The organism is Streptomyces sp. NPDC056161 (genome assembly GCF_042268025.1).
GTDB lineage: Bacteria > Actinomycetota > Actinomycetes > Streptomycetales > Streptomycetaceae > Streptomyces.
This window is the reverse complement of record NZ_JBHJUV010000001.1, coordinates 249,336-275,058: the sequence shown is the minus strand read 5'-3', so window position 1 is coordinate 275,058 and position 25,723 is coordinate 249,336. Positions and strand designations below refer to the sequence as shown.

The window sequence follows — 25,723 nt, the reverse complement described above, 5'->3', positions numbered from 1 at the left end:
GACCATGCCCCCGGCCTCCCCTCCCCGGACGCCCCCTGAAAGAGGTGTGGGAGGCATTGTCGGACTTCGAGGAGGCGCAACGTACGGCCATGTCCCGCCGGGATCCGGCCGCCGTCGACGAGACGAGTCGGCTGACGCAGGTCAACCTCCTGCTTCTGCGGCGTTCCCCGTTCCTCCGGCCGGACGAGCAGGAATGGGCGCAGGCTTTCGCGCAGCACGTGACGGAGATCGACACGTTGATCCGGGCGCGGCTGAGCGGCGGTCGAGTCGACACGGACTGGTGGGAGACGACCAGTCTGCAGCCCGCGTCGTCACATGTCGCGGCCGTGGCCGCCGGGCAACTCCAAGTTCTGCGGACCAAGTTGGGAGAACGTTACGCTGCGGTCGTGCGCGGGGACAGCGAATGATCCCGCGTTCGAGGGCGCCGGCTTCCAGACGGTGATGTCGGTGCCCCAGTGGGCGACGGACCACCACAGGGCCGGCAGGCCGACGACGGTGATGGACAGCCCCAGGTGCAGGCTGGAGCGGCCCAGCTTCTCGGCGAGTACGGCGCCGGCGAGCAGGACGGCGTCGGCGAGCAGGACGGCGCCGGCGGTGCCGAGGGCCCAGGGGATCAGCGTGAGGCCGGTGCGCAGCGGCGTCCGGTGCAGGCCCTGTTGCAGCAGCAGGTTGATGACGAGGACGAACGCGCTGAGCGACGCGTAGAACCCGGCCACGATCACCAGGCCGACGACGAAGCCGCGCTCGCGGAACAGCGTCGGTGCGATGACCGGGTGCCTGCTGGGACGCGCCCCGACAGGACGCGCCCCGACAGGACGCATCCCGTCGGAACGCATCAGCGGCGGGACATGTAGACGTCCAGGGCCTTGTGCAGGACCTTGTTGAGCGGGTAGTCCCACTCACCGAGGTATTCGACGGCCTGGCCGCCGGTGCCCGCCTTGAACCGCAGGAGCCCCAGCAGGTGATTGCCCTCGTCCAGGGTGTCGGTGATGCCGCGGAAGTCGTAGACGCCGGCGCCCAGTTCGTGGGCGTCACACATCATCCGCCACTGGATGGCGTTGTTCGGCTGGACCTCCCGTTTGCGGCTGGTGGAGGCGCCGTAGGAGTACCAGACGTGCTCGCCGACGGTCAGCATGGTGGCGGCCGCGAGGATCCCCCCCTCGTGCTGGGCGAGGTAGAGGCGCATACGGTTCTCGTCCTCGGCCCGCAGCACGGTCCACATCCGCTGGAAGTAGGCGAGCGGACGGGGGATGAACCGGTCCCGCTCGGCCGTCTCGGCGTACAGGTCGTAGAACACGGGCAGGTCCTCGTAGCCGCCCTGGACGACGGTGACGCCGGCCTTCTCGGCCTTCTTGATGTTGCGCCGCCACTGCTGGTTGAAGTCGCGCTGGATCTCCTCCAGCGTGCGCCCGGCGAAGGAGACCTGGAAGACGTAGCGCGGCTGGCCCGCCGCGAATCCGTCCTCGCCGCCGGGCTCGGTCTGCTGCCAGCCCAGCCGGCGCAGCCGGTCGGCGATGTCCAGGGCCTGGGGTTCGTGCGCGGTGGCCGCCACGTCCCGCAGCCGCCCGGCCTGCGGGTCGGCGATGGCGGCCTTGACCGCCTCGGCACTCCAGCGGCGGGTGACGACGGGCGGCCCCATCTTCACCGAGAACGCGCCGCGCCGCTTCAAGTACGCCAGCATCGGTTCGAGCCACCGCTCCAGGTCAGCGGCGGCCCAGTCGATGACCGGGCCCTCGGGCAGATACGCCAGGTATCGCTTCAGCTTCGGCAACGGCCGCAGCAGTACCAACCCGACGCCGACGAGGCCGCCGCCCCCGTCGAACCAGCCCAGACTCTCCGCCCGCCAGTCCGGCTTCACGTCACCCCATGAGGGAACCTGCATGTGACTCACCGAGGGACGAGCCGTGACGAAGGCCAGATGTTCCTCGCGGGTGATCGCCTTGACGTGATAGCTCATGCGCAACTCCTTTGTACGACGCACAAGCCTACTGAGACGCAGAGCGGCTCGGGATCTCACAGACGTACGTGTCACGGCTGCTCAGCACGTGCTGGAGTCGGCTCGGGGAGGAAGTCCTGGATCCTTCAGGACGCTGCTGCCCAGTGCCGAAGTGCGGCCACGGGACGACGACGGCAGGTCACTGCCCCGCTCCCGGGTACGCACTGCCCGCCGTGCGGTCCGCGGGCTCGGACGGACCCGGCTCCACGAAGCTGTACGGCGGCAGCGGACCGTTGACGCGCACTTCCAGATGCGGGAGGTTCGCCCGCACGTCCTCCACGGCCGCCAGGAACGCCGGTGCCGTGTCCCGTCCCACCAGGAAGGCCATGGCGACCAGGCTGCCCGTCGACTCCGGCCCGGCACTGACGGCGGCGGCCTGCGCCTTAAGAGTCCGCGTCACCGCGGCGACGTCCTCGACCTGCTGGGCCCGCACCGCGGACACGATCATGTCGCCGAGCCGGGCCTTCTGCTCGTAACTGCCGCCACCCGCGAGGCGGTTGGCCTCCGTCAGGTCCCGGATCTCCGCGTTCTGGCTCATCACACGGTGCAGCACGGCCTTCTCGACGGGACTGGCCCTGACGTCGTACTCGACCATGCCGCTCAGCGCCCGCAGCCGCTCCTGGTAGTGGCCGGCCCGTTGTACGAGCACGTCGGTGACGGTGTCGTCGTCGCGAGCGACACTGCCGAACCGCATGGGGAGCACACAGCCGGCCGCGCCGACCTCGGTGAGTACGTTCTGGTGGGCCAGGAGGTCTCTTCGCTCGGGACGCAGACCCTCGGGCGCGTCACTGACGACCGCCGCCAGTTCACCCTCGGTGAGCGTGCGGACCGGGCGGGCCGGGTCGCCGACGCCGACCGTGCCTTCCGGTGGCGCGGGGTGCGATGCGGCCGTGATCCCGTAGACGTACGTAGTCACTGCTGCTCCCCTTGTTCGGGTTTCCTCGCGTTTCCTCGCGTTTCCTTCGCCCTTCCTTCGTTCCTCTCGCCTTCGTGCTCCGGTGCTCTCACCGTGCCGGTGCCGGTGCCGGGGCCGGACTCGCTATGTGTGGCCGAATGTTGCTCACGCGGTTCATGAGGGGCGGCCGAGACGGGCCGGGGGCGCGCCGGGTCTCCTGCGGTGGGCGCGGCAGCGCACCGCCAGGCCCCGCTCTGGCCGGCCGTGCCGCGTGCGCGGCGACGGTTGTCCCAGGTTCTGCCCGACATCCGTGCCAGGTACTGCTGGGTACTGCTGGACGTCGAGTCCCCTCCGGTCCGGTGCACAAACCCCAGGGCGGCGTCCTGTGCATTTGGCGTGGTATTCGCCGGGGAGCCATCATCGGCGATTCGCGAAATCGTAAATCACTTCAGGCTATCCGCCCATTTCGTCGCCACGGTGCGGGAAGTGTCCGATACAAGGGTCGGATTATGGCCATCGGGCGAGGCTGTGCCGTCCGTCCAGAAGCCCCGGATTAGCTGTGACCCAGGTCACAATGACCTACTCCTGTTGTGTGCTTGAAGGGACAAGTATCGTCGTTGACGCATCCCCCACAGGAGGCAGGAGGCTTCCATGTGCGATCTCGGACGGGTCGACCATCCCGTCGACGATTCGGGTCCAGGCCCTGTGCGGCAAGGGGTCGGTCAATATTCGCGCACCGTGGAAAAGGCCGGGCGAAACCATTTGATCGCCGAGACGGGGCCCTCTCTCCGGGTATTTTTCGCCCGAGTTTCCGGCGCACCGTAAACCCGCTTCGGTCAACGTGGTGCACAGGGCGGCAAAAGCCTTGGAAAAAGGGTACCGCGACGACGGGAATTCGCTTGCCTTTCTGCGTGCGACCACATCGGTCTTCGGTTCGGCAGGGAAGTCCGCCCACGTCCTCGCGCCCCCACGTACAGCACCCCGGGATCCCCACTCCCACCCCGTGAGAGGAGCGTGACGATGGTCAGGCCCAGGACCGCGGCGGCCCTGGCGGCAGGCACGTTGCTGCTGTCCACCCCCGCATGGCTGCCCCGCTCGGTCGTCGCCCTGCGCATGAAGGTGTTCGCCAGGGTCAACGGCGACGAGGGCATCACCTTCCCCAACGCCACCGTAGGCGCGGACCGCTTCCAGGAACTCTACGGTCACCCGGCGGCGAACGGCCGGAGCGAGGGCGCCGTCCTGTCCGACCTGTTCTGGTACTGGCTCGTGCCCGGCGCCGATGTCCATCAGGAACACCTGGAGGCCGGCCCCCGCTACGACGAGGTCGCCCGATGCACCCTGGCCTTCCTCGCCGGCTCCTCCGACCACCTGTACGCGCGTGCCGCCGCGCACACCGCGGCCGTACTCGACACCGTGGCCACCGGGCGGGTGACACTCGTCCGGCTGCGTGACCTGATGATGCCGGTGTGGGCGGAGTTCTTCCACGAGTTGGTCTTCGACCGGCCCTGCCCGGCACACGTGCGGCGACTGATCGTGGACAACGCCGAGGACGTGGTCAACGGCCTCAAGTGCACCCGCCCGCGCCACCTGGGACGCCGTGACCGGCTGACCCGGCACCTGCTGCGCCGGCTCTCCGCCGGCGACACCACGCGCCGACCGCTGCCCACCTGCCTGACGCCGCTCCAGCAGGCGTACTACCTACAGGGCACCTTCTTCAACACGGCCGTCGTGCAGATGTCGGAGGCCATGGCCCACCTGCTGCTCGCGCTCGCCCAACACCCCGACGTGCAGCGGCGGGTGGCCGGGCATCCGGACGACGACCGGTACCTCTCCCACGTCATCGACGAGACCTTCCGGCTCTACCCGCTGTTCGGCGTGGCCCACCGGATCACCACCGACGACATCACCCTGGACGGTCTGCCGACCATCCCGGCCGGGTCCGTGCTGTGCTTCAGCTACCCCGACTACCACGCCGACGGATACCAGGACCCGGACGTCTTCGACCCGGAGCGCTGGGAACACACCTCGGCCAGGAACGCCCACCACATTCCCTTCGGGGTGGCCGCCAACCGGCCCTGCCCCGCCTGGCGTCTGGCACCCTTGATCATGCGGGCCGCGACCCGTGAGACCCTGTCCCGTTTCGTGCTCGACTCGTCCGTCTCCCACACCCGGTCCATCCCGCACCGTGCCCCCTGTCTGCTGATCCGCAGGGACGCCGGTCTGCCGCGGCGGCAACGGTGCGCCCTGCGCGGCGCGCTGTGGACGCGGGACCGTTTCGAGGATGTCGGGCGCAGCATCGCCCAACTCGGGTTCGGCACCTGGATGGTGCTGGACGCCCGCCGTACCCGGCCGGCCGCCCGCCACTTCGCCTCCCACTCCGGCCAGGGGCGTCCGCTCGACCGGTCGGCCCCGCCGGCGGACGGCGACCCGCACCACGTCCCGCACGACGACCGGCGCCAGGACCCGCACGACGACCGGCGCCAGGACTCGCACGACCTCGCGGACGACGCCGTCCGCTCGGCCACGGGCACCCCCACCGATATCAACACTGGCACTGGCACCGGCACTGGTACCGGGACAGGGCCCGGTACCGGCACGGCACCGCCCGCGCCCACCCGTACCTGCCCGCATACGGGCCGCACACCCTGACGCACGTCCGGGCCGCTGTTCTCGCCCTGCCCGGAGACGGCCGGATCGGGTCCGGCCCCGTGCCCCATCGTCCGCAAGCCTCAACGCGCACTCCTGGAGGACGACTTGACGCAGAAGACGCTGGACTACCTCGTCATCGGCGCCGGACCGGCCGGCGTGCAACTCGCCTACTTCCTCAAGCGGGCCCACCGCGACCACCTCGTCCTGGAAGCGGGCTCCGTACCGGGCGCGTTCTACCGTACGTTTCCGCGACACCGGCAGATGATCTCGATCAACAAGCCGTACTGCGGATTCGACGACCCCGACAAGAAGCTGCGGGTGGACTGGAACTCGCTGCTCGGCGACGCGGACATGCCACGGTTCACGCAGTACACCGACCGCTACTTCCCGCACGCCGACGACTACCTGCGCTACCTCGCCGACTTCGCCGCCCACCACGAACTGGACATCTGTTACGACACCCGGGTCACCGAGGTCGCCCGGGACGGCGAGCGCGGACCCTTCCGGGTCACCGACGAACACGGCACCGTGCGCACCGCCCGGCGCGTGGTGGTGGCCACCGGTTTCTCGCGCGCGTACGTTCCGCCGATCCCCGGCATCGAGACCGCCGAGTCGTACGCGGACATGACGCTGGACCCGGACAGCTTCACCGACCAGCGGGTGCTGGTCATCGGCAAGGGCAACTCGGGTTTCGAGACCGCCGACCACCTCATCGAGCGCGCGGCCGTCATCCACGTACTCGGCCCCAGCTCCCTCAAGCTCGCCTGGAAGACGCACTTCATCGGCCACCTGCGGGCGGTCAACAACAACTTCCTCGACACCTACCAGCTCAAGGCGCAGAACTCGGTACTGGACGCCACGGTGGATCGTATCCAGAAGCTGTCCGACGGCTACGAGGTCACCCTGACCTATCTGCGGCGCGACGAGACCGTCTCCTTCCGCTACGACCGGGTCCTCGCCTGCACCGGATTCGCGATGGACGCCTCGATCTTCGCGCCCGCATGCCGGCCCGAACTCACCATCAAGGACCGGTTCCCGGCACTGACCTCCTCCTGGGAATCGGTCAACGTCCCCGACCTGTACGTCGCGGGCACGCTCACTCAGGTGCGGGACTTCAAGAAGTACACCAGTGCCTTCATCCACGGCTTCCGGTACGGCGTACGGGCGCTGACGCGGATGCTGGACCGCCGTTACGAGCATGCCGAGTGGCCGCACCGGCCGGTGCCGTCCGACCCGGCCGGTCTCGCGGACGCGGTGCTGGCGCGGCTGGCCACCACCTCCGCGCTCTGGCAGCAGTTCACGTTCCTGTGCGACCTGTTCGTGGTGGACGGGGACGGCGTCCGCCACTACGAGGAGATGCCGGTGGACTACCTGCACGACTCCGACTTCGGGCAGCACGACAGCTATGTCACCGTCACGTTCGAGTACTTCCCCGGACATGACGAGCTGGACCCGTTCGACATCGCGGCGGGCCGCGCCTGGGAGCAGGAACACCAGCACGACGACCGGTACCTGCACCCGGTGGTGCGCCACTTCCACCGCGGCGAGGTCGTCTCCGAGCACCGCGTGAAGGAGAACCTCGACAACGAGTGGACCGACCCGGTGGTGCACGTCAAACCACTGGTGGAGTACCTGACGGACACCCTGGAGCGTTCCCTCCCGACAGGCGGTGACCGGTGATGAGCACGACCAGGAACACCACTACGAACACCACTACGAACGCCACTACGAACACCACCACGACCACCACCATGACCGACACAGCGACCGACACAGCGACCGACACAACGAACACCACCGCGACCATCTCTCCGGCACCGGCGAAGCCGCTGAGCGTGCGCGAGTACGAACCGCTCGCCCGCGAGCGGCTGGACCCGGTGCACTACGACTACTTCGCCGGCGGGGCCCACGACGAGATCACCCTTCGCTCCAACGAAGCCGCTTTCGCACGGCTGGCTCTGCTGCCGCGCATCCTGCGCGGGCGGGGCCTGCCCGACCTGACCACCGACCTGCTCGGCCATCGCGCGTCCATGCCGGTGGTGCTCGCCCCGACCGCCTTCCACCGGTTGGCGCACCCGGACGCCGAGCGGGCCACCGCCCGCGCCGCCGCGTCCGCCGGCGCCGTCATGATCGCGGCGATGCTGTCCACCGTGGCCATCGAGGAGATGGCCGCCGAGGCCCGTAAGACGGCCGCCGACGCACACCTGTGGTTCCAGCTCTACATCCAGCGGGACATGGGGTTCACCGAGGCTCTGGTGCGGCGCGCCGAGGACGCCGGGTGCGCCGCCCTGGTCGTCACCGCCGACTCCCCTGCGCTGGGCCGTCACGTGCGCAACGACCGCAACGACTTCCACGACCTGCCACCCGGCGTGGTGTGCGAGAATCTGCGGTCGCTGCGTGCCGACGAGCCGGGGCACGTCCGGCAGGTGGACCTGTCGCCCGAGCTGTCCTGGGCGCACGTCGAGCGGCTGCGCGCGATGACCGGCCTGCCGATCGTCGTCAAAGGCGTACTGCACCCCGAGGACGCGTGCGTCGCGGCCGACCTGGGGGTGGACGCGGTGATCGTCTCCAACCACGGCGGGCGCCAGCTCGACACCACCCCCGCCACCGTCACCCAGCTGCCCCGGGTGCTCGACGCGCTGGGCGGCCGGATTCCGGTCCTGCTCGACGGGGGCGTCCGGCGCGGCACCGACGTCGCCAAGGCGCTGGCGCTGGGCGCGCGGGCGGTCGCCGTGGGTCGCCCGGTGGTGTGGGGCCTGACGGTCGGCGGGCAGCAGGGAGTGGAACAGGTGCTGGGCATCCTGCGGGACGAACTCGCCCACACCCTGACCCTGTGCGGTTGCGCCGGCCCCGCCGAACTGGGCCGGGACATGGTCGTGCGAGCGGACTCGGGACGGTGAGTGCCGCCGGAGCGGGCGGTCGCACCTCGCGCCGCGCGGTCTTCGCGGCGGGCTCCCTGCTGGTCGTGGTCGGCGTGGTGCTGCACATGCCCGCCTACTGGAGCATGCGCGACGACCACTTCGCGATGGCGGGCATGGGCATGGACCCGGCCATGACCTCCGGCATGCTGCTGATGGCGCTGGGTCTGGGCGTCGCCGCCTGGAGTCTGCTGCCCGCCCGTCGACCGACCACCGCCCGCGTCCCCAAAGCCCTGACCACCCGTTACGCCGCCCTGGACGGCGCCGGCTTCGGCCGCGCCCACCGGGGCCTGGTGGTGGTGCTGTCGGTGGCGCTGGTGGTGGACACCATGAAGCCCGCGTCGCTCGGGTTCACGGTCCCGGGGATGCGCGCGGAGTACGGGCTGACCGCCGCGGAGGCGTCCCTGCTGCCGCTGGTCGCCATCGGCGGCACCATCGTGGGCTCGGTGCTGTGGGGCTGGCTGGCCGATCTCTACGGCCGCCGCTCGACGATCCTGCTGTCCGCGCTCATGTACGTGGCCACGTCCGTGTGCGGCTTCATGCCGTCGTTCGGCTGGAACCTGGCCATGTGCGCCCTGATGGGGATGGCCGCGGGCGGCATGCTGCCCACGGTGTACTCGCTGATGTCGGAGTCGGTGCCCGCCCGGCGGCGCGGCTGGATCGTGGTGGCGCAGAGCGGGTTCAGCGCCGCCGCGGGCTACCTCGTCGCGAGCGGCTGCTCGACCTTGCTCGTCCCCCACTACAGCTGGCGAGTCCTGTGGCTCCTGGGACTGCCGACCGGTCTGCTGCTGGTGGTGCTGCGCCGGTGGATCCCCGAGTCACCGCGCTTCCTCATCGAGACCGGGCAGCAGGAGGAGGCGGCCCGGGTCATGGCGCGCTACGGCATCCGGGCCGTGCCGGCGGACGCCGCGAACGCGGGGGAGACGGCCACCGGCGTCGGCGCCGGCACCGGAACACCGGCCGCCACGACGCCCGGCCTGGACGGTGCCCGCGCCCCGCGCGAGCGCCGCCCCCAGCCCATGGGCCCGCTCGTCGCACCGCGGACGACCGGCGCGGGTACCGGACCCCGCCGGTTCGCCCGGCTGCTGTCGGCCCCGTACCGCCGGCAGACCTGGGTGATCATCCTGTTCGGGGTGAGCTGGTCCATCGTCAACTGGGGCTTCATCACCTTCCTGCCCACCTTCCTCACCTCGGCCGGCTCCAGCACCCGGGCGAGCAGCCTGCTGTTCGTCTCCTCCGCCCTCGCCGTGCCCGCCACCGTCGTCGCCGCCGCCCTGTACGCGCGGTGGAGCAGCCGGAAGGCGATGTGCCTCTACGCCGCCGCCACCGCTCTGGTCCTGGTCGGGTACGCGGTGCTGCGCCCCGAACGCGGCGGCCACGGCGGCGCGTTGGTGGTGCTCACCGCACTGCTGCTCGTCACGTCCGGTGGCATGGTCGCCCTGCTGGCCCCTTACGCCACCGAGGTCTACCCGACGGCGCTGCGCGCCACCGGCAGCGGCGTCGCCGCCGCCGGCAGCAAGGCGGGCGGTCTGTTCGGTCCGCTGCTGCTCAGCTCGGCGCCCCGCCTGGAGGGCCTGGCCCTGGTGAGCGCCGTACCGCTGGTCGCGGCCGGGCTGGTGCTGTGGCGGTACGGCACCGAGACACGCGGCGGACCACTGGTCGAGGCGGACGGCCCGGCGAGGCCGGCCGGGATCGTCCGGGCCCCGGCCGACACCTGAGAACACGGGCACGCACCCCCGCTCCACCTCTCCGTCCCCGCTCCACTCCCGCTCCACTCCCGCGCCGCACGACGCCCCCGAAAGGCGAAGGACGCCCATGGACGACATCACCGCGGACACCACCGCGGACACCACCGCGGACACCACCGTGGAAACCACCGCGGACACCACTGCGGACAAGGAACTGCTGGCCGAGGCCGCGCTCCGCCGCCCCAACCAGGCCCCCCACGACCGTTTCCTGGCCGCCTACCGGGCTCGCATGGGCTACTGCGACACCCCCTTGCACCCGCCGGCCGTCCACGGCGTGGAGGGCGCGATCGACATCCACTGCCATGCCCACGAGGGCCAGCAGGACGCGCTGGCCGTGGCCCGGATGGCCGCCGCGAGCGGCATGGGCGGGTTGCTGTTCAAGAGCAGCCTGGGCATGCGGCGCCCGGACGTCGCCGGCCCGGCCGGTGTGATCCGCGAAGTCGACGCCGACCTGCGGCGCTGGTGCGAGGAGACCGGCGTCGAGCCGATCGGCCTGTGGGCGGGCTGGATCACCAGCTTCACCAAGGGACTTCCCCTGCTGGAGGCCGCCCGCACCCAGCTCCAGGACGGCGTCAAGGCGGTGTGGATGCCGGTCTTCCGCAGCGCCAACACCCTCAACAAGGTCGGCGGGCCGCCCATCTGGTGGGGCGCGAGCAGCGATCCGAACGAGTGGAGCGACCCGCTGCCGTGGGAACAGGCGCTCAAGGTCGGCGAGCACACCCTCGACAGCCACGGTCGGCTCAAACCGGAGTACAAGGAGATCTTCCGCATGGTCGCCGACCACGACGTGATGGTCTCCTTCGGACACGCCACCCACGAGGAGATCTTCGCCATGGCCGAGGTGGTGCGTGAACTGAACATCACCAAGGCCGTCGTGGACCACCCCTTCAGCCCGTTCATCGACCTGTCGGTGACCGAGATGCGGGAGCTGACGTCCGCCGGCGTCCACCTGAACTTCACCTACGACGAGATCTCCCCGCTGCTCGGCGTCAACCCCGCCGACATGGCCGCCGCCATCCTGGAGCTGGGCACCGACCACGTCACCCTGTCCAGCGACGCCGGCGAACCGCTGTTCCCGCACACCGTCGAGGCGATCCGGCTGGTGCGGGCCCACATGCGGGCGTTCGGCCTGAGCGAGGAGCAGGCGCACCAGGTGTGCGCGGTCAACCCCGGCGTGCTGATGGGCGTCCGGTGACCGCGCCGACGAGCGGCATGCCGCCGGCCCCCGAGGACTGCCCGATGACGATCGGCTCAGCCGCCGTCGTCGGTGACGCGCTGTTCGACGTCGTCAACCCGGCGACCGGCCGGGTGTGGGCGCAGGCACCGGACTGCGGCAGGGACCTGCTGGACGAGGCGGTGGCCGCCGCCGAAGGAGCCTGGCCCGGCTGGCGTGCCGACCCCGAGGCCCGCGGCGCGGCGCTCACGGCAGGAGCCGCCGCCGTCCGGGAGGCCGCCGACGACCTGGCCCCGGTCCTCACCGGCGAGCAGGGCAAGCCGCTGCGCGAGGCGCGAGCGGAGGTGCTGCACGCGGCGGCCCGCCTGGAACACGCCGCCGGCCTGCGGGCCGAGCCGGTGGTGATCACCGACACGCCCGAGGAGACCGTGGAGGTCCGTCGGCGGCCCCTCGGCCCGGTCGCGGCGATCGCCCCGTGGAACTTCCCCGTACAGCTCGCCGCCGCGAAGATCGCACCGGCCCTGGCGGCCGGGAACACGGTGGTGCTCAAGCCGTCCCCGTACACACCGCTGTCCACGCTCCTGCTCGGCCGGGTGCTCGCGCGGGCCCTGCCGCCCGGTGTGCTGAACGTGGTGTCCGGCCGCGATCCGCTGGGCGCATGGCTGGCCGCCCACCCGGGCATCCGCAAGGTCAACTTCACCGGTTCGGTCGCCACCGGCAAACACGTGGCCGCGAGCGCGGCGGCCGACCTCAAGCGCCTGACCCTCGAACTGGGTGGCAACGACGCGGCGATCGTGCTGCCCGACGCCGACGTGGAGACGGTGGCCGACCGCCTGTTCTGGTCGGCGTTCGCCAACTGCGGCCAGATCTGCATGGCCGTCAAGCGGGTGTACGCCCCCGCGGAACGGTACGAGGAGGTGGTCGAGGCGCTCGCCGTCCGGGCCGCCAGGACCGTCGTCGCGGCGGGCACCGACCCGGCCGCACAGCTCGGTCCGGTCGCCAACCGGCCGCAGTTCGGCCGGGTGGCGGAACTGGTGTCCGACGCCCTCGCACACGGCGCGAGGGCCGCGGCCGGCGGCCGGGCCCTCGACCGCGCGGGCTACTTCTTCGCCCCCACGGTGCTGGCCGGCGTCTCGGACGGCGTGCGGATCGTGGACGAGGAGCAGTTCGGTCCCGCCCTGCCGGTGATCGCCTACGCGGACGTCGACGAGGCCGTGGACCGCGCCAACCACACCCGCTACGGACTGTGCGGCTCGGTGTGGGGAACCGACCTGGACCGGGCCGAGGCGGTCGCGGAACGCCTCGAATGCGGCACCGTGTGGATCAACCGGCACCTCCAGATGTCCTTCGACGAACCGTTCGCCGGCACGAAGTGGAGCGGGCTCGGCGTCTCGGGCGGCCCCTGGGGCGTCCACAGTCACACCGAACCGTTCGTCCTGCACCGCCCCAGGACCTGACCGGCCCACCCGCCCGCTACGAGTGCGAGGAGAACCCGCCGTGGCCTTCCTTTCCGTACTGCCCGCCGACGCCACCGTCATGGACGTGCTCAGGACCTTCCCCGAACCCGCGGGGCCACTGGTCGACTACCACCAGGTGGTACTCCGGGGCCCGTCCGAACTCACCGTCGCGGAACGCGAGTTGATCGCGGCGTTCGTGTCGGCGCTGAACTCCTGCCGGTACTGCCGCGGGGTCCACGAGGCGGTCGCCGAGCGGTTCGGCATCGAACACGGCGTGCTGGCGGCGCTGCTCGCGGACCCCGCCACCGCACCGGTCCGCGACGCGCTGAAGCCCCTGTTCGCCTACGTACGCAAGCTCACCGAGGCACCGAGTCGCCTGACCGCGGCCGATGCCGAGGCGGTGTTCGCGGCGGGCTGGCAGGAGCGGACCCTCTACGACGCGGTGTCCGTGTGCGCCTTGTTCAACCTGATGAACCGGATCGTGGAGGGCCTGGGAGTCCGGGCACCGGACGACGACTACTTCGCCGTCGCCGCCCGCCGCCTGTCCTCCGACGACCGTTTCTCCGACTACCGGGGCCTGGTCCCACGCGAGCACGACCACGACCACGGCGCCTGACCCGCGGACGACGGCACGCGGCCGTCGTCCGCGGATCAGGCCGATGCCTTCGGTGCTGTCGGTCGGCGGGTTCCGGACCGGCCGGTCGGCGCGGGTCAGCCGCGCACCGCGGCCAGGCACTCGTCGTACAGGTCCATGATGTCGCCCTTGCCGTCGTCGTCGACCCACGTCATCGATGCGGCATCCAGACACGCGAACGCCGCCGCGATCACCGCGCGGGCCCCTGGATCCGTCCTGCCCGCGGCAGCGTCCATACGTGTCTTGACGAGCGGCAGCAGCTCGTCCTGGAACCGCAGTCGCTTTTCGAGCCAACCGGCGCGCAGCGAGGCGGTGTTGTGCAGGAGGCGGAACCGTGCCAGGGCCTGCTCGCGGCTCTCGTGCAAGGCCAGTACGGCGGCAACCCCCGCGCGCAGGGCCTCCCAGACATCGACTTCGGCGGGCAGTTCGCTGATCGTGTCCGTCAGGACTTGTCCGAACCGGTCCTGGCCGCCGCCGAGAAGGTCTTCCTTGGTGCCGAAGTAGCGGAAGAGGGTGCGCTGGGAGACGCCGGCCTCTCGGGCGATCTGGGCGATGGACGTCTCGTCGTAGCCCTGCTCGGTGAACAGGCGCAGAGCCGTCTCAAGGATCTCCTGGGTGGCCAGCCGCCGTGTCCGGTCCCACAGCGTGGCCGGTGCGCCCGTCGCCGTCTTGGCTTCCTGCTTCATGCGACCAGATTAGCCCAGCACTGCCAGTGCGGCAGTCGCATCATGCTTGGCAGCGACTGCCAGAGTGGCGTACGCTGCCATTCGTGATCGGGCGGCACGGTCCGTCACCGCCCCACGGCCCGGAACCGCCCACCGGTCACCCGCTCACCTCCCAACAGCACGCAAAGGAACGCAACATGTCCGCACCCGCAGCTTTGATCACCGGTGGAACCAGCGGCATCGGCAGGGCGACCGCCGAACTGCTCCACTCCCGCGGCTACCGCGTCATGGTCACGGGCATCGACAGTCTCGCCACCGCCGGACTTCCCGAAGACGTCCTGACCGTCCGGGCCGACGCACGGTCCCTGCCGGACATCGACCGGGCGATCGACCAGGCATGCCGGCGATTCGGCTCCCTCGACCTGCTCTTCCTCAACGCCGGCGTCTCCCGTCCCGGCCCGATCGAGTCAACCGACGAAGACGCCTTCGACGCCCTGTTCGACATCAACGTCAAGGGCAACTTCTTCACCCTGCAAAAGGCGCTCCCGCTCCTCAACGAGGGCGCCTCGGTCGTGTTCACCGTGGGTGCAGGGGAGGGGCTAGGAGCCGCCGTCACCGCGGCCAAGGGCGCCCTGCTGCCGCTCATGCGGTCCCTCGCGCTCGAACTCGCCCCGCGCCGCATCCGCGTCAACGCCGTGAGCCCAGGACTGATCAACACCCCTGCCTACAGCAAGGTGGGTGTCTCCCAGGAGATGATCGACTCCTGGGCCGGGGACGTTCCGCTCGGCCGCGTCGGCGCTCCCGCCGACATCGCCGAAGCCGTGGCCTTCCTCGCCTCGGACGCGGCCGGCTACATCACCGGCGACAACCTCGTCGTCTCTGGAGGCATCGGTGTTCACGCCCGCCCCTGAGGAGCGGCCCCGCAGTCGGCTCTGACGGCACGGGGTGCCACCGGACCCGGTGAACGTCCCCCCGTCGCGACGCGCGGCCAGTGCCCCAGTTGTGGTCAGTAGCGGGCACTGCTCGCCCGCAGCAGCGGGGACACCACTGACGGGACCCCGTCCACGGTGGCTCCGGCGAACTGGATCATGGGTGCCAGCGTCCCGTTGTTCGCGGCCGGGAAGTTCAGCGTGGGAGCGGACACGTCATCCAGCGTGGCGCGCTGGGCCTCGGTGAGGGTCACGTCCAGGGCGTGCAGGTTGGCCTCGAACTGGTCCAAGCGGCGCGCCCCGAGCAGGGTGGAGGTGATCCCCGGACGGCCCTGCACCCAGGCCAGAGCCACCGCGGCGGGGCCGGCGCCCACGTCGCCGGCGACGGCGTTGAGCGCGTCGATCACGACATAGTCGGCCTCGCTCGGTGCGCCGACCAACTGCGCACGCGTGGTGTCGACCGGGCCGGTGGTGGCGCTGGAGTACTTGCCGGACAAGAACCCGCTCTTGAGCGGCCCCCACGGCATCACGCCCATTCCCAGGGCCTGGGCCATCGGGATCAGCTCCCCTTCCGAGGTGCGTTCGAGCAGGGAGTACTCCAACTGCAACGCGATGATCGGAGCCCACCCGCGCAAGCGCGCGATGGTGGCCGCCTCGGCCGTCGCCCACGCCGGCACGTCGGAGAACCCGACGTAGCGGACCTTGCCGTCGCTGATCAGGTCGTCCAGTGCGCGGAGGGTCTCCTCGACCGGCGTGGCCGGGTCGAAATTGTGCAGCCAGTAGATGTCGACGTAGTCGGTCCGCAGACGCCGCAGCGAGTTCTCCAGCTGTTGCACGATCGCCTTACGGCCGGCTCCGCCGCCATTGGGGTCGTTCTCGTACAGGTTGCCGAAGAACTTCGTGCCGAGCACCACCCGGTCACGCAGTGCCCGCCGGCCGGCGAAGTAGTCACCGATGATCTTCTCGGAGTGGCCGTTGGTGTAGATGTTGGCGGTGTCGATCGAGTTGCCGCCCCGGTCCAGGTAGGCCGCGAGGATGTTCTTGGACTCCTCTGGGCTGCAACCCCAGCCGTGATCCTCACCGAAGGTCATGGCGCCCAGGGTGAAGGGGCTGAGGCGCAGTCCCGAGCGGCCGAGCGTGACGTAGGAATCGAGCGACATGTCGAAGCTCCGAACTGGTAGAGGTACGAGACGGTACGGAGGCCGTCTCCCTGTGCTCCTCCATTCGAGCCCGAAGCGTCGTGATCGCCTAGAACGATGCGTGCGGACCGTTGCACGATCCGCTCAATCTTGCCCGGATCATGTTGGCCCGGGGCACCACTCCATGGTCCACTGGTGTGGTGCATCACCTGGACGAACTTCGTCACCGGATCGGACGGCTCGCCGCAGGCAGCCCACGCCCGTTGCGGATCGAGGGAATGACGGTGTTCTCGACCGAGCACACCACCGAACCGCTGGGCTCGGTCACCGAACCCATGATCGCTCTGGTCGTGCAGGGAGCGAAGCGCTCTGTCCTCAATGACCGCGTCTTCGACTACTACGCGGGCCAGTACCTCGTCGTGACCGTCAACCTTCCCCTGACCTCACAGATCATCCAGGCCTCGCCCGGCGAACCGTTCGTCGGGTTCGGGCTTCCGCTGCAACCCGCGATCATCGCGCAACTGCTGGTGGAAGCCGGCCCCGCAGTCGTCCCCCCTCACGACGGTCCGGGCATCGCGACCAGCGACGCCGACGACAAACTGCTCGACGCTGTCGTCCGGCTGCTGGGTCTGCTGGACGAGCCGCGTGACATCCCGGTACTGGCGCCCGGCGTGCGGCGCGAGATCCATTGGCGGCTGCTGAACGGACCCCAGGCGGCCCTGGTCAGACAGATCGGCCTGGCCGACAGCCGCACGACCCTCGTCGCCCGCGCGGTCGAGTGGATCAAGGCCCACTACGACGAGGTGATTCGCATCGACGACCTCGCCGACGAAGTCAGCGTGAGCGTCTCCTCGCTCAACCGGCACTTCCGTGCGGTGACCGCCATGAGTCCGCTGCAATATCAAAAACAACTCCGACTCCAAAGGGCGCGCATCCAGCTCATCGCGGCGCCTGACGACGTGGCCGCGATCGGATACGCCGTCGGGTACGACAGCCCGTCGCAGTTCAGCCGCGAGTACCGGCGCATGTTCGGGGCCCCGCCGAGCCAGGACGCGGCACGCCTCCAAACCGCGGTGATCGTCCAGGAGTAGACGCCCGGTAATGCCGCCTCCCACCGAGTCGGCGGCCGTGGTGACACCGAACGGTGACGGCGCTCGTATCGATGCGGATCCCGCCCGGCGCCACCTGAGCGGTGATCACCAGGACCTGTGAGGCTGCCAGGTCGCCAGGTCGCCAGGTCGCCAGGTCGCCAGGTCAGCCATCGCCGGGACGCGGCGGGCCGGGGCGGGGTGCGACTGGCTCCCGGCGGGCCGGTCCGCCCCGGTCCGCCGGGAGCCGGGCGGGCCGGTTGTCGCGCCCACTCGCCGAGGTCCCGCCAGCCACGGGACGGCGGGCAGTGGTGCTCCTCAGTCCAGTACGAAGCTGCCGCCCGCGGTCGTCGCCAGGTCAGCCCCGAGGGCGGCTGCCGGAGTCCAGGCCCCGGGCCTGCCGACGCCACGGGCCAGCAGGTCGGTGACGGCGGCGGTGACGTCGGCCGTGTAGTCCATCCCGGCGCCGGCGCGGAGCCATCCTTCGTGCCGGGTGCCGTCCGCCCACTCGACGACGGCGTGCCCCCAGGAGTGCTCGCGCGGACCGGGTGCGGCCTTGACCCGCACCCGGCCGAGCCGGTCGACGGCGCGGCGTCGCACCGCCGGAACGGACAACAGGCGGCCCAGCAGTGGGAGCAGGGCACGTATCGGCGGAGCGGTCGGCACGAGAGCGGAAGTGGCGGTGACGAACGGTGCTCCGCTCACCGCATGCGCCGCGACGAGCTCGCCGGACGCGACACCGGCCGACTTCGTCGGCTCCCCGTCCGGGAAGGTGAGTCGCTGCGGGTCGGCGCCGAGGCGCGACCTGGCGGCACCGATGCACGGCGGAGCGCCGGGCGGTGATCGACGCCGGCCCGGAGCTACAGGAGCGCGAACGGACCAGGACGGCCGCGGTCACCGAGGCGATCCGCGACGCCCTGACGCAGCGTCAGGTGAACACCAGGACGGCCGAACTGGTCGCCCAGCTTGCCACGGTGGCCTGCGACAATGAGAGTTTTTCATCCTGAAATCGCAGGTGAGTGGAGCTGGTGGGGCCCTGGGTTGGTATGAGTGGGCTGATGGAGCGCCATGGTCCATCGTCTTGATCGTCCGTCATCTGGTGACCTGGAGCCGGGTCAGGACCAGCAGGGCGCGCAGGAGGTCGGTGGCGTGGCGGGCGTTCATGCGGACCTTGGCCAGGATGCGCCAGGCATTGAGGTCGGCGAAGGCGTGCTCGTTGGCCGCGCGTTCGCGGCTGACCAGGTTGTTCGCCTCCTTCTGGGCGTCCGTCAGCGGCCGTTTGCGGGCGGCCTTCTTCCCGGTGATGATGACGGAGTCGTCGGGGTCGTCGTCCAGGCCTGCCCAACCCGCCGGGGGCGCCGTGGTCACGATGGCGCTGGCGGTACGTCGGCGACAGCCCTGCGGGCGCCGCCGGTCAGGGCCTTGCGGTGAATCGGCCGTCGGACAGCTTGCGCAGCCAGCCCCGCTCGGCCAGCTTGATCAGCTTCCCGCGCAGCGGTTCCGCACTGCCCCGCGCGGACAGGTCCATCCCCAGGGCCTCACCGACCTGCCGCGTCGCCACCGGTCCGCCGACCTTGGCGACGGCGGCCAGGATGCGCTGATAGTCCGGCGGGAGCGTGTCTTGACCGAGGCAGGGGCCGCGGGCCGGGACCAGCAGCACGCCTCGGCCACCCACCTGGGCCTCGGCTGGCGCGGATGCCGCGGAGTCGTCCTGGACCTGTTCGCTGATGCGCCGCACGACGCGTTCAGCGACCGCGAGCTCGTCGCGCTCGGTCCGCGCGTCGGCCAGCTGCCTGGCCAGCTACTCCTCCAAGACATCCAGCTCAGCACGCCGCGCGGCGACACGTTCCAGTATCACGGGATCCGTCATACAGCCGAGCGTAGAAAACGTCTCACGCACCGCGACGAGCAACCGGTAGAGCCGTCAGACGATCTACACCACAGACAGCCGCGCACAGCCAGCGCGAGTACCGCGACACCCCGCCACACCAGCCCCGCTCACCTGCGATTTCAGCTCTCAATGGAGTCCCGAGGTGGGGTCACCGCAACCATCGAGGGCAGACGCGAGGTCGGCGAACGTCACAACGTGGCGTTGAACGCCGGTCGGTCCGGGGATGAACTGCGGAGCGCAGTCAGCGCTTCTGCGCTGAGAGACCCACGCGGCGCGGTGTAGGCGACCACGCGCGTATCGCCGTCTGCGGCGTTGAGGACATCGCAGTCGAACCAGAGGTTGCCGAAGTCGGGGTGCTCGACCTGCTTCGTCTCCGCCGTGAACGGCTCAGCGCGGCGGTCGGACCACGCCGCAGCGAAGGCTGCATTGTGGTCGATCAGCTCCCGCAGGAGCGCCTGCAGACGGAGATCGGCCGGGTAGCGGACGCTGCTGGAACGGAGATCGGCGACCAGAGAACGGCACAGCCGGTCGCGATACTCGGGGGTGGTCCGCACACGCGTTGGCATGTTGGTGAATGTCGTCTGGACAAGATTCACCCCCGGTGTGCTGTCGGCCACACCGAGCAACTGTCGCCACATCGAGTTGGCGGCGATGAGGGTCCAGGTTGCGTCATAAGCGGCTACCGGCACATCGCCGAGACGATCGAGCAGACGTTGTGTGCCGGGCGATAGATGAGTAGGCACCTCAAGGTCCGTGGGTGGCACGAGGCCGGCGAGCTGATGGAGAAGGTCGATCTCGACGCGGGGAAGGCGCAGCGCGCGGCCCAGCGCGGTGATGACCTCGGACGACGGATGTACCGCGTTGCCCTGCTCCAGGCGGATCAGATAGTCGACGGAGAGGTCGGCGAACGCGGCCAGCTCCTCGCGGCGAAGCCCGGGAACCTTGCGCCGGGGTCCGGCCGGGAGTCCGAGTTCTTCGGGTGCGGTGCGGTCACGCCATTCGCGAAGACGTGTTCCGAAGGCGAGCAGGTCCTGAGTCACCTCACCAGTGTCACCCCTGCCTCGCGGGAGTGCCTGGTACTGCCAGTGCTAGGGGCCAGGAGGCTCGGGAACCACGGGCGCGTGGCCGGATGCTCGGTGTGCCGTCCCCGGACGGCACTACCCTCCAAGCGAATGGAACTGTCATGGCAATCGAGCATGAGAACGCACTCACCACCGCGAAGCAGTACTTCGAACGGTGGGAGGCGCATGACGCAGCCGGGATGCGTGAACTGCTGACCGACGAGACCACCATCATCTTCCCGATGTCGATCGAGGGCACACCCGAGCCCTGGGCCGTGTTCGACGGGATCGAGAAGGCGATGGGCTACCTGCAACTGGCCATGTCCAACCTGCCCCAGTTGCGCCTGATCGATCGGGAGTGGTCGGTGTCACACGACGCGCGTTACGTCCACCTCCACGCTCGCGGCGACATGATCACCCGAACCAACCTCCCGTACCACAACGTCTACGTCTTCCGGCTGGAGATCGCCAACGGGCGCATCATCCGCGTTGACGAGATCGCCAACCCCGTGCCGTGGGCGGCCACCGGCCTCGCCGGCTGACGCTCCGGCCCCGACCAAGGACCTCTCCCCACGAACAGGGGGGGGTGTGGCTGCTGGCCGAGAGCGTCACCTGGCTGGTCGTTTCCGGCCATGTCTGTCGGTGCCGATCACTTCAGCTGCCCCGCCTGCCAGCTGGTCTTGAACCGCTACCACCTGGTCAGACAGGCGGGATTGGACGCCGAGTTCGATGTCGAGGGTGATGCCGATGAATATCGGCCACGAGCCTGAGTACGGAAACGACTATCGCGGCGGCTGGTCTTGTTTTGGCAGGCACTAAGCAAGCGAGGTAGCCGCTCATGTCGCTACGACGTGAACGGCTACCTCGCTTGCGACCGACCTGGGCGCCGTGAGATCACCGCTGCGGAGACGGCCGACCCGCTCAGGAAACGGCAACAGCGTTGCCATCGGGCCTGGCTACGGCATGGCCGTAGCCAGGCCCCAGTACCAGGTCGCGGACCTCGCGGCCAAGTTTCGCTATCGCGGCGTTGACGTCACCTTCGGCAGCCATCCCGTCGCAGGCCGGCTCCTCGGACACATGAACGTGCTGCTGGCCGAGGCGAAGGTGCCCTACGACGTAGTCCTGGAGATGGACGAGATCAACGACGATCCTGTCGGGGCCTCGCGCAGCCGCCCGGTCGGTGAGGTTCTCGGCGAACTGCAACGCCGTCACCAGCGCCAGCTGTGGCCGGGAGGGACACCCCGTGATCTACGGCACATCGAAGAGAAGATGCCCGTTTGGGGTCGCAGCTTACGTCAGCGTCAGATTTTAGCGTCCAGTGGTGGGGCCGGGAAGGCGCCATACGCACTGAGGAAGACCCGCAAGAGGAGTTGACCATGACGTACACAGGTTTCACTGCCCTGGAGATCACCGCCCACGACGCCGTGCTGACCGTGTCCCTGAACAACCCGCCCCTCAACCTGCTCGACAGCACCCTCATTCCCGAACTGAAGCGCTTCGTGCGGGAGGCAGCGTCCGACGACACGACGCGGGTCATCGTGTTCGAGAGCGCCGTGCCCGGCTTCTTCGCCGCCCACGTCGACCTCGGCTACGGCGCGGACCCGTCCGCCTTCATGGCCCTCGGCGCCGACGACAGCGGCCACAATGGACTGAACCCGATGCAGCATCTGATGGCCAGCATTCGGGCACTGCCGCAGGTCACCATCGCCAAGCTGCGTGGCCGCCTCCGCGGCGGCGGCAACGAGCTGGCCATGGCAGCAGACCTCCGTTACGCGGCCGCCGACGAGACCTGGTTGGGCCAGATCGAGGGCCGCATGGGCATCATTCCCGGCGGCGGCGGCACCCAGTTCCTCTCGCGCGCCATCGGACGCTCCCGCGCCCTGGAGGCGGTACTGACGGCCGACCTCTACGACACGGCGACCGCCGAAATGTACGGGTGGATCACCCGGGCATTCCCCGCCGGCGACCTCGACGCCGCCGTCAGCGACATCGCCCAGCGGATCGGGACCCGCCTGCCCTCGCAGATCCTCGCCGCCAAGGCCGCGATCGACCCGACCACCGCCGGCGACCGCCTCGACGACGACCTGCGCGCAGAGGGCGCCGCCCTCGCTCACGTCTACCCCTCGCCCGCCCACATCGAGAAGCGCATGAACGACGCGCTCGCCGACGGACTGCAGACGCCGGAGAACGAGCGGAACCTGGAAGCGTTCCTCGACCGCTACTGAGGTACCCCGAGCCGCTGGGCAGACGAGCGGTCTGCCCAGCGGCTTCCAGCCATCCCAGCACCGCGGAAGGATGCGGAGTAGAGGCATGAAAATCGGCGAGCTCGCCGCACAGGCAGGCGTCAGCGTGCGCGCCCTGCGCTACTACGAGGAAGGCGGACTTCTGCGCTCGGAACGCACCCCAGCTGGCCAGCGGACCTACCCCGACGGTGCCCTGGAGCGCGTGCTGTTCATCCAGCAGCTCTTCGCAGCGGGGCTGGCAAGCCGCACCATCATCACCATCCTGCCGTGCATCGACACAGGCAAGCTCAGCACCGATCAGCTCGCCCTGCTCACATCCGAAAGGCTGAGTTGGCGCCCTCTCCGACATGATGATCAGCGTCTGGTCGGATTGCGGAGGGGGCTGCTCGTGGACACGCCGTCGTAGGGCCGCCGTTAACCAAGCCCGAACGAAGTGCCAAGTACCGGAAAGCGACGGGTCGTAAGCCGGTGACCAGCTGCCATTACCAATGGTCACCGAATTTCCGAAGGGCCTGACAATCCGGTCTGGACCTCCCCTGGGATCCATATCACGAGTCCCTGACCAGCGCTTTTGCGCTAGTTGGCACTTGGTTCGTCGCTGGTTAACGGCAGCCCAAGCACCGCTGCCGCCCCTGAAGAACCCCGAACTCGCCCTCATCCTCGCCGGGGTCCCCGACTCCCTCACGGAAACCAGCGGCGACCTGTACGCCGTGATCCTCGGCGTGGCCGTCAACGCGTGGATGGCCGGGCACATCCACGGCGAAGACGGCTGCACAGGCTGTGACGGCAGCCGCGGGCAGACCGGCCACGACTGGGAAGCCCCCATGAAGCAGATCCGCCAGATGCTGCCCGACGGGGACAAGTGGTTCGACCGCGACGTGTGGACCAACGCCCTGACCGACGCCGGCTTCAGCGTCGTACGCCGCTGAACAAGGGCAGGATCATCTACCCCGGCGCCCACGCTCCCGGGCGCTCGCCGAGCAGCGCCGCCAGGCCCAGCTCCTCGTCGGAAGCCGCCATCACCCTGTCGATGGTGCCCCTGGACAGCTCCTCGGCGAGGCCGAGCACCTTCCTGTTCAGCTCCCGAAGCCCGGCGATCTGCTCGTTCAGAATCGTGAGCTTCGCCCGCCGCGACGGGCTCAGGTCCGGGAACTCACCCCACTTGGCCGCCTGCTCCTCGAACAGGGTCAGGTCGTCGGCCTGCTCGGTGTAGACCCGCTTGATCCGCGCCACGTCGCTGTCGGCCAGTACGTGCGGTTTGGCGCGGGCCTCCTCCAGCGTCTCCAGATGCTCCCGCACATCGACCGCCCAACGCCGGGTGTGGTCGATGAAGAACTCCAGCTTGCTGATGGGGTGCCAGATCCGCTCGGGCATCACGCGGTCCCTCTCCTACGAACAGCAGACCCGGCGACCCTAACCCCAGGCCACCGCTCGCTACCCCAGATCAGTGCAAGGGCCCACGACCGTACGCATGACCTGCTACGCAACCAAGATCAATCTCACCGATACTGACTGTTCCACCAGTCCCGTGGCCGTCCTCGTCATCGGAGCCGACGACACCGCCAACCCCGCCGCCGAGGACCCGGGAAGCCCGATCGTCGGAATGCCGGTACTGCGTGTGTGGGAGGCCGACAACGTCGTGGTCTTCAAGCGGTCCATGGCCACCGGATACGCTGGAGTGCATTCACGGCAAAGCTGCGGGACGCCGGCGTCGGCGCCATTGGCGACCTGGGGTTCATCGGCCTGGACGACGACCCCGACGACTCCGTCATCATCACCGGGAAGAAGGCCGCCCGCAAACGGCCGCTGACGGACGCCCAGAAGGAGGCGAACAAACTGGTCAGCCGCGAACGCGCGGCCAACGAGCACGCCTTCGCCGACCTCAATGCCTGGCGCATCCTGGCCAAGGTCCGCATGAGCGCCCGCCACGCCACCGACCTCCTGCGCGCCCTGCTGGTCCTGACCCGGCTCCAGGTCACCAGATGACGGACGATCAAGACGATGGACCATGGCGCTCCATCAGCCCACTCATACCAACCCAGGGCCCCACCAGCTCCACTCACCTGCGATTTCAGGATGAAAAACTCTCAGTGCCTTCCGGCGCTGGTTCGAGGCCAAGGAACGTACGAGTTCCGGCAGTTGTCCGGACGCGGTGACCGACGAACTGCGAGCCGCCCTCGCCGAGACGTGAGCGGGGCGCCCGGCCGACGCCGTGACCAGCTGCCGGACACCCGCTTCATGACAGCGCGGGGTCAAGGGCAGAGCAAAGGAAGAGGCACTCGTCAGTCCTGCTTCGACACCTGGTAGTGGGCGATGCGCCAGTGATCGGCGATGCGCCCGAGGACGATGCTGAGGGTGACTTTGACGGGCGGCCGGTCGGTGAAGGAGAAGTCGACACTCAGGTAGCCGAGCAGTACGTCCTCCGCCAACTGCCGCGTTTCCAGCACCCGATAGTCGGCTGTCAACCCGAGAGGCTGGGCGTCGTAGTACTCGACGACTCCCTGACGCCCGACGGTGTAGGGACGGAGCCCCTGGAAGATCGCGTCTTCCGTGAAGTACGAGGCGACCTGCTGCGGTTCGTGTGCGTCGACCCCGGCCTTCCATCCGTCCATGACGCCGGACAGGATCGCTTCCTGCGCTGTTGTGCTGGTCATCCGGGTTCTCCTTTTCGAAGGGACGCGGGGGTCTCGGGAAGGGGGCGGGGGGTCTTTCGAAGAGGTACGTGGGTTTTCTGAAGGGGCGCGCGGGCGGTAGATCGAATACCGCTTTCCGTGGCCATGGCTTGCGAAAGGTGCATGGGCGCGGGGGCCGGAGGGGATCAGGCGGTGGGCCCGGTCGGGCCCGGGTCGTTGGGGTGTGGCTGCACGGCGGTGACCACTGCGGTCATCCAGGGCCACAGGGGCAGTGTGCCAAGGACCTTCTCGCGCAGATCCGCCTCGTCCTCGGCGCGCCACACACCGATGCTCCGAAGCTCGCCCACCGGGCGCCACAGCCGGACCAGGTGGCCCGTGGAGGCAAGCTCCTTCGCCCGGACGGCCTCTTCGGCTCGGCGGCGGCCGACCTCGGTGGGGTCGGTGCCCTCGGGCACGGTCGTGGTGAGCTCGACCAGGAACTCCTTCATGGCCTCTCCTCTCTCGGTCCTGCCGGGGTGCGTGCGACCCACGGTGCCGGACGGCTCCCGGTACGGCCTGTCGGGGCCACCCGGGAGGAAGATTAGTTGACCGGTCGACTAGTTG

27 protein-coding genes and 2 pseudogenes are annotated in these 25,723 nt (G+C 69.7%); 17 read left to right on the top strand and 12 right to left on the bottom strand.

The window, feature by feature from the left end; genetic code table 11:
* Positions 1 to 311 precede the first annotated feature (311 nt).
* The 3 genes from ACFC09_RS01245 to ACFC09_RS01235 form a co-directional block, all read right to left on the bottom strand.
* Positions 312 to 836: a hypothetical protein gene (locus ACFC09_RS01245; RefSeq protein WP_376522534.1), complete on the bottom strand. Its 525-nt coding sequence runs from the start codon at positions 834 to 836 to the stop codon at positions 312 to 314.
* On the bottom strand, positions 836 to 1,957 hold the full coding sequence (locus ACFC09_RS01240) for a lipid II:glycine glycyltransferase FemX (protein ID WP_376522533.1): 1,122 nt from the start codon (positions 1,955 to 1,957) through the stop codon (positions 836 to 838). Before ACFC09_RS01240 ends, ACFC09_RS01245 begins: the two co-directional genes overlap by 1 nt.
* A gap of 178 nt (positions 1,958 to 2,135) precedes the next feature.
* Complete coding sequence (locus ACFC09_RS01235) at positions 2,136 to 2,912, bottom strand: GvpL/GvpF family gas vesicle protein (protein WP_376522531.1); 777 nt, start codon at positions 2,910 to 2,912, stop codon at positions 2,136 to 2,138.
* A 999-nt stretch (positions 2,913 to 3,911) separates the two neighbouring features.
* On the opposite strand from ACFC09_RS01235, the gene ACFC09_RS01230 reads away from it, so the two are divergent.
* The 7 genes from ACFC09_RS01230 to ACFC09_RS01200 all read left to right on the top strand — a co-directional run bounded on the left by ACFC09_RS01230 (position 3,912) and on the right by ACFC09_RS01200 (position 13,453).
* The gene (locus tag ACFC09_RS01230; protein ID WP_376522529.1) at positions 3,912 to 5,540 is read left to right on the top strand and encodes a cytochrome P450; all 1,629 of its coding nucleotides are present in this window, start codon (positions 3,912 to 3,914) and stop codon (positions 5,538 to 5,540) included.
* A 105-nt stretch (positions 5,541 to 5,645) separates the two neighbouring features.
* A complete protein-coding gene (locus ACFC09_RS01225; protein ID WP_376522527.1) occupies positions 5,646 to 7,220 on the top strand; it encodes an NAD(P)-binding domain-containing protein in 1,575 nt (524 codons plus the stop codon).
* Complete coding sequence (locus ACFC09_RS01220) at positions 7,220 to 8,440, top strand: alpha-hydroxy acid oxidase (protein ID WP_376522525.1); 1,221 nt, start codon at positions 7,220 to 7,222, stop codon at positions 8,438 to 8,440. Before ACFC09_RS01225 ends, ACFC09_RS01220 begins: the two co-directional genes overlap by 1 nt.
* On the top strand, positions 8,437 to 10,176 hold the full coding sequence (locus ACFC09_RS01215) for an MFS transporter (protein WP_376522523.1): 1,740 nt from the start codon (positions 8,437 to 8,439) through the stop codon (positions 10,174 to 10,176). Before ACFC09_RS01220 ends, ACFC09_RS01215 begins: the two co-directional genes overlap by 4 nt.
* A gap of 97 nt (positions 10,177 to 10,273) precedes the next feature.
* Positions 10,274 to 11,401: a DUF6282 family protein gene (locus ACFC09_RS01210; protein ID WP_376522521.1), complete on the top strand. Its 1,128-nt coding sequence runs from the start codon at positions 10,274 to 10,276 to the stop codon at positions 11,399 to 11,401.
* A 44-nt stretch (positions 11,402 to 11,445) separates the two neighbouring features.
* A complete protein-coding gene (locus ACFC09_RS01205) occupies positions 11,446 to 12,837 on the top strand; it encodes an aldehyde dehydrogenase family protein (RefSeq protein WP_376522519.1) in 1,392 nt (463 codons plus the stop codon).
* Between the two features lie 40 nt (positions 12,838 to 12,877).
* Entirely contained in the window at positions 12,878 to 13,453 is a 576-nt protein-coding gene (locus ACFC09_RS01200; protein WP_376522518.1) for a carboxymuconolactone decarboxylase family protein, read from the top strand.
* Between the two features lie 95 nt (positions 13,454 to 13,548).
* On the opposite strand, the gene ACFC09_RS01195 is transcribed toward ACFC09_RS01200, so the two are convergent.
* Entirely contained in the window at positions 13,549 to 14,157 is a 609-nt protein-coding gene (locus ACFC09_RS01195; RefSeq protein ID WP_376522516.1) for a TetR/AcrR family transcriptional regulator, read from the bottom strand.
* A gap of 176 nt (positions 14,158 to 14,333) precedes the next feature.
* Between ACFC09_RS01195 and ACFC09_RS01190 the strand changes: the two genes are divergently transcribed.
* On the top strand, positions 14,334 to 15,047 hold the full coding sequence (locus ACFC09_RS01190) for an SDR family NAD(P)-dependent oxidoreductase (RefSeq protein ID WP_376522514.1): 714 nt from the start codon (positions 14,334 to 14,336) through the stop codon (positions 15,045 to 15,047).
* Positions 15,048 to 15,142: 95 nt separating this feature from the next.
* On the opposite strand, the gene ACFC09_RS01185 is transcribed toward ACFC09_RS01190, so the two are convergent.
* Positions 15,143 to 16,225, bottom strand: coding sequence for an aldo/keto reductase (locus ACFC09_RS01185; protein WP_376522512.1), 1,083 nt, complete (start codon positions 16,223 to 16,225; stop codon positions 15,143 to 15,145).
* Between the two features lie 257 nt (positions 16,226 to 16,482).
* On the opposite strand from ACFC09_RS01185, the gene ACFC09_RS01180 reads away from it, so the two are divergent.
* Positions 16,483 to 17,295, top strand: coding sequence for an AraC family transcriptional regulator N-terminal domain-containing protein (locus ACFC09_RS01180; protein WP_376522820.1), 813 nt, complete (start codon positions 16,483 to 16,485; stop codon positions 17,293 to 17,295).
* A gap of 315 nt (positions 17,296 to 17,610) precedes the next feature.
* Here the strand turns inward: ACFC09_RS01180 and ACFC09_RS01175 are convergent, their stop codons facing one another.
* Positions 17,611 to 17,997, bottom strand: a complete 387-nt coding sequence (locus ACFC09_RS01175; RefSeq protein WP_376522510.1) for a hypothetical protein — start codon at positions 17,995 to 17,997, stop codon at positions 17,611 to 17,613.
* A gap of 134 nt (positions 17,998 to 18,131) precedes the next feature.
* Here ACFC09_RS01175 and ACFC09_RS01170 point away from each other — a divergent pair, with 134 nt between their 5' ends.
* Complete coding sequence (locus ACFC09_RS01170) at positions 18,132 to 18,299, top strand: hypothetical protein (RefSeq protein ID WP_376522508.1); 168 nt, start codon at positions 18,132 to 18,134, stop codon at positions 18,297 to 18,299.
* An 85-nt stretch (positions 18,300 to 18,384) separates the two neighbouring features.
* Here the strand turns inward: ACFC09_RS01170 and ACFC09_RS01165 are convergent, their stop codons facing one another.
* From ACFC09_RS01165 to ACFC09_RS01155, 3 genes are all read right to left on the bottom strand, one after another.
* Complete coding sequence (locus tag ACFC09_RS01165) at positions 18,385 to 18,660, bottom strand: transposase family protein (protein WP_376522506.1); 276 nt, start codon at positions 18,658 to 18,660, stop codon at positions 18,385 to 18,387.
* Between the two features lie 46 nt (positions 18,661 to 18,706).
* On the bottom strand, positions 18,707 to 19,030 hold the full coding sequence (locus ACFC09_RS01160; protein ID WP_376522504.1) for a hypothetical protein: 324 nt from the start codon (positions 19,028 to 19,030) through the stop codon (positions 18,707 to 18,709).
* Positions 19,031 to 19,371: 341 nt separating this feature from the next.
* On the bottom strand, positions 19,372 to 20,223 hold the full coding sequence (locus ACFC09_RS01155; RefSeq protein WP_376522502.1) for a helix-turn-helix domain-containing protein: 852 nt from the start codon (positions 20,221 to 20,223) through the stop codon (positions 19,372 to 19,374).
* A 143-nt stretch (positions 20,224 to 20,366) separates the two neighbouring features.
* On the opposite strand from ACFC09_RS01155, the gene ACFC09_RS01150 reads away from it, so the two are divergent.
* From ACFC09_RS01150 to ACFC09_RS01130, 5 genes and pseudogenes are all read left to right on the top strand, one after another.
* Entirely contained in the window at positions 20,367 to 20,786 is a 420-nt protein-coding gene (locus ACFC09_RS01150) for a nuclear transport factor 2 family protein (RefSeq protein ID WP_311696224.1), read from the top strand.
* Positions 20,787 to 21,131: 345 nt separating this feature from the next.
* A pseudogene (locus tag ACFC09_RS01145) lies at positions 21,132 to 21,393 on the top strand (NAD(P)(+) transhydrogenase (Re/Si-specific) subunit beta); the annotation flags it as partial.
* Positions 21,394 to 21,620: 227 nt separating this feature from the next.
* Complete coding sequence (locus ACFC09_RS01140) at positions 21,621 to 22,469, top strand: enoyl-CoA hydratase/isomerase family protein (protein WP_376522499.1); 849 nt, start codon at positions 21,621 to 21,623, stop codon at positions 22,467 to 22,469.
* A gap of 85 nt (positions 22,470 to 22,554) precedes the next feature.
* Positions 22,555 to 22,893 carry a MerR family transcriptional regulator gene (locus tag ACFC09_RS01135; protein WP_376522498.1) on the top strand — a complete coding sequence of 113 codons (339 nt, stop codon included), beginning with the start codon at positions 22,555 to 22,557 and terminating at the stop codon, positions 22,891 to 22,893.
* Positions 22,894 to 23,074: 181 nt separating this feature from the next.
* The gene (locus ACFC09_RS01130; protein ID WP_376522496.1) at positions 23,075 to 23,416 is read left to right on the top strand and encodes a hypothetical protein; all 342 of its coding nucleotides are present in this window, start codon (positions 23,075 to 23,077) and stop codon (positions 23,414 to 23,416) included.
* A 16-nt stretch (positions 23,417 to 23,432) separates the two neighbouring features.
* Here the strand turns inward: ACFC09_RS01130 and ACFC09_RS01125 are convergent, their stop codons facing one another.
* Positions 23,433 to 23,861, bottom strand: a complete 429-nt coding sequence (locus tag ACFC09_RS01125; protein ID WP_376522494.1) for a hypothetical protein — start codon at positions 23,859 to 23,861, stop codon at positions 23,433 to 23,435.
* 157 nt (positions 23,862 to 24,018) lie between these two features.
* On the opposite strand from ACFC09_RS01125, the pseudogene ACFC09_RS01120 reads away from it, so the two are divergent.
* Together ACFC09_RS01120 and ACFC09_RS01115 are read left to right on the top strand one after the other, a co-directional pair.
* Positions 24,019 to 24,174, top strand: a pseudogene (locus ACFC09_RS01120) (NAD(P)(+) transhydrogenase (Re/Si-specific) subunit beta); the annotation flags it as partial.
* Positions 24,108 to 24,473 carry a transposase family protein gene (locus ACFC09_RS01115; RefSeq protein ID WP_376522492.1) on the top strand — a complete coding sequence of 122 codons (366 nt, stop codon included), beginning with the start codon at positions 24,108 to 24,110 and terminating at the stop codon, positions 24,471 to 24,473. The pseudogene ACFC09_RS01120 and the gene ACFC09_RS01115, both read left to right, overlap by 67 nt.
* 296 nt (positions 24,474 to 24,769) lie before the next feature.
* On the opposite strand, the gene ACFC09_RS01110 is transcribed toward ACFC09_RS01115, so the two are convergent.
* Together ACFC09_RS01110 and ACFC09_RS01105 are read right to left on the bottom strand one after the other, a co-directional pair.
* On the bottom strand, positions 24,770 to 25,141 hold the full coding sequence (locus ACFC09_RS01110) for a hypothetical protein (RefSeq protein ID WP_376522490.1): 372 nt from the start codon (positions 25,139 to 25,141) through the stop codon (positions 24,770 to 24,772).
* Between the two features lie 164 nt (positions 25,142 to 25,305).
* Positions 25,306 to 25,608, bottom strand: coding sequence for a muconolactone Delta-isomerase family protein (locus ACFC09_RS01105; protein WP_376522488.1), 303 nt, complete (start codon positions 25,606 to 25,608; stop codon positions 25,306 to 25,308).
* Between the last annotated feature and the right edge of the window lie 115 nt (positions 25,609 to 25,723).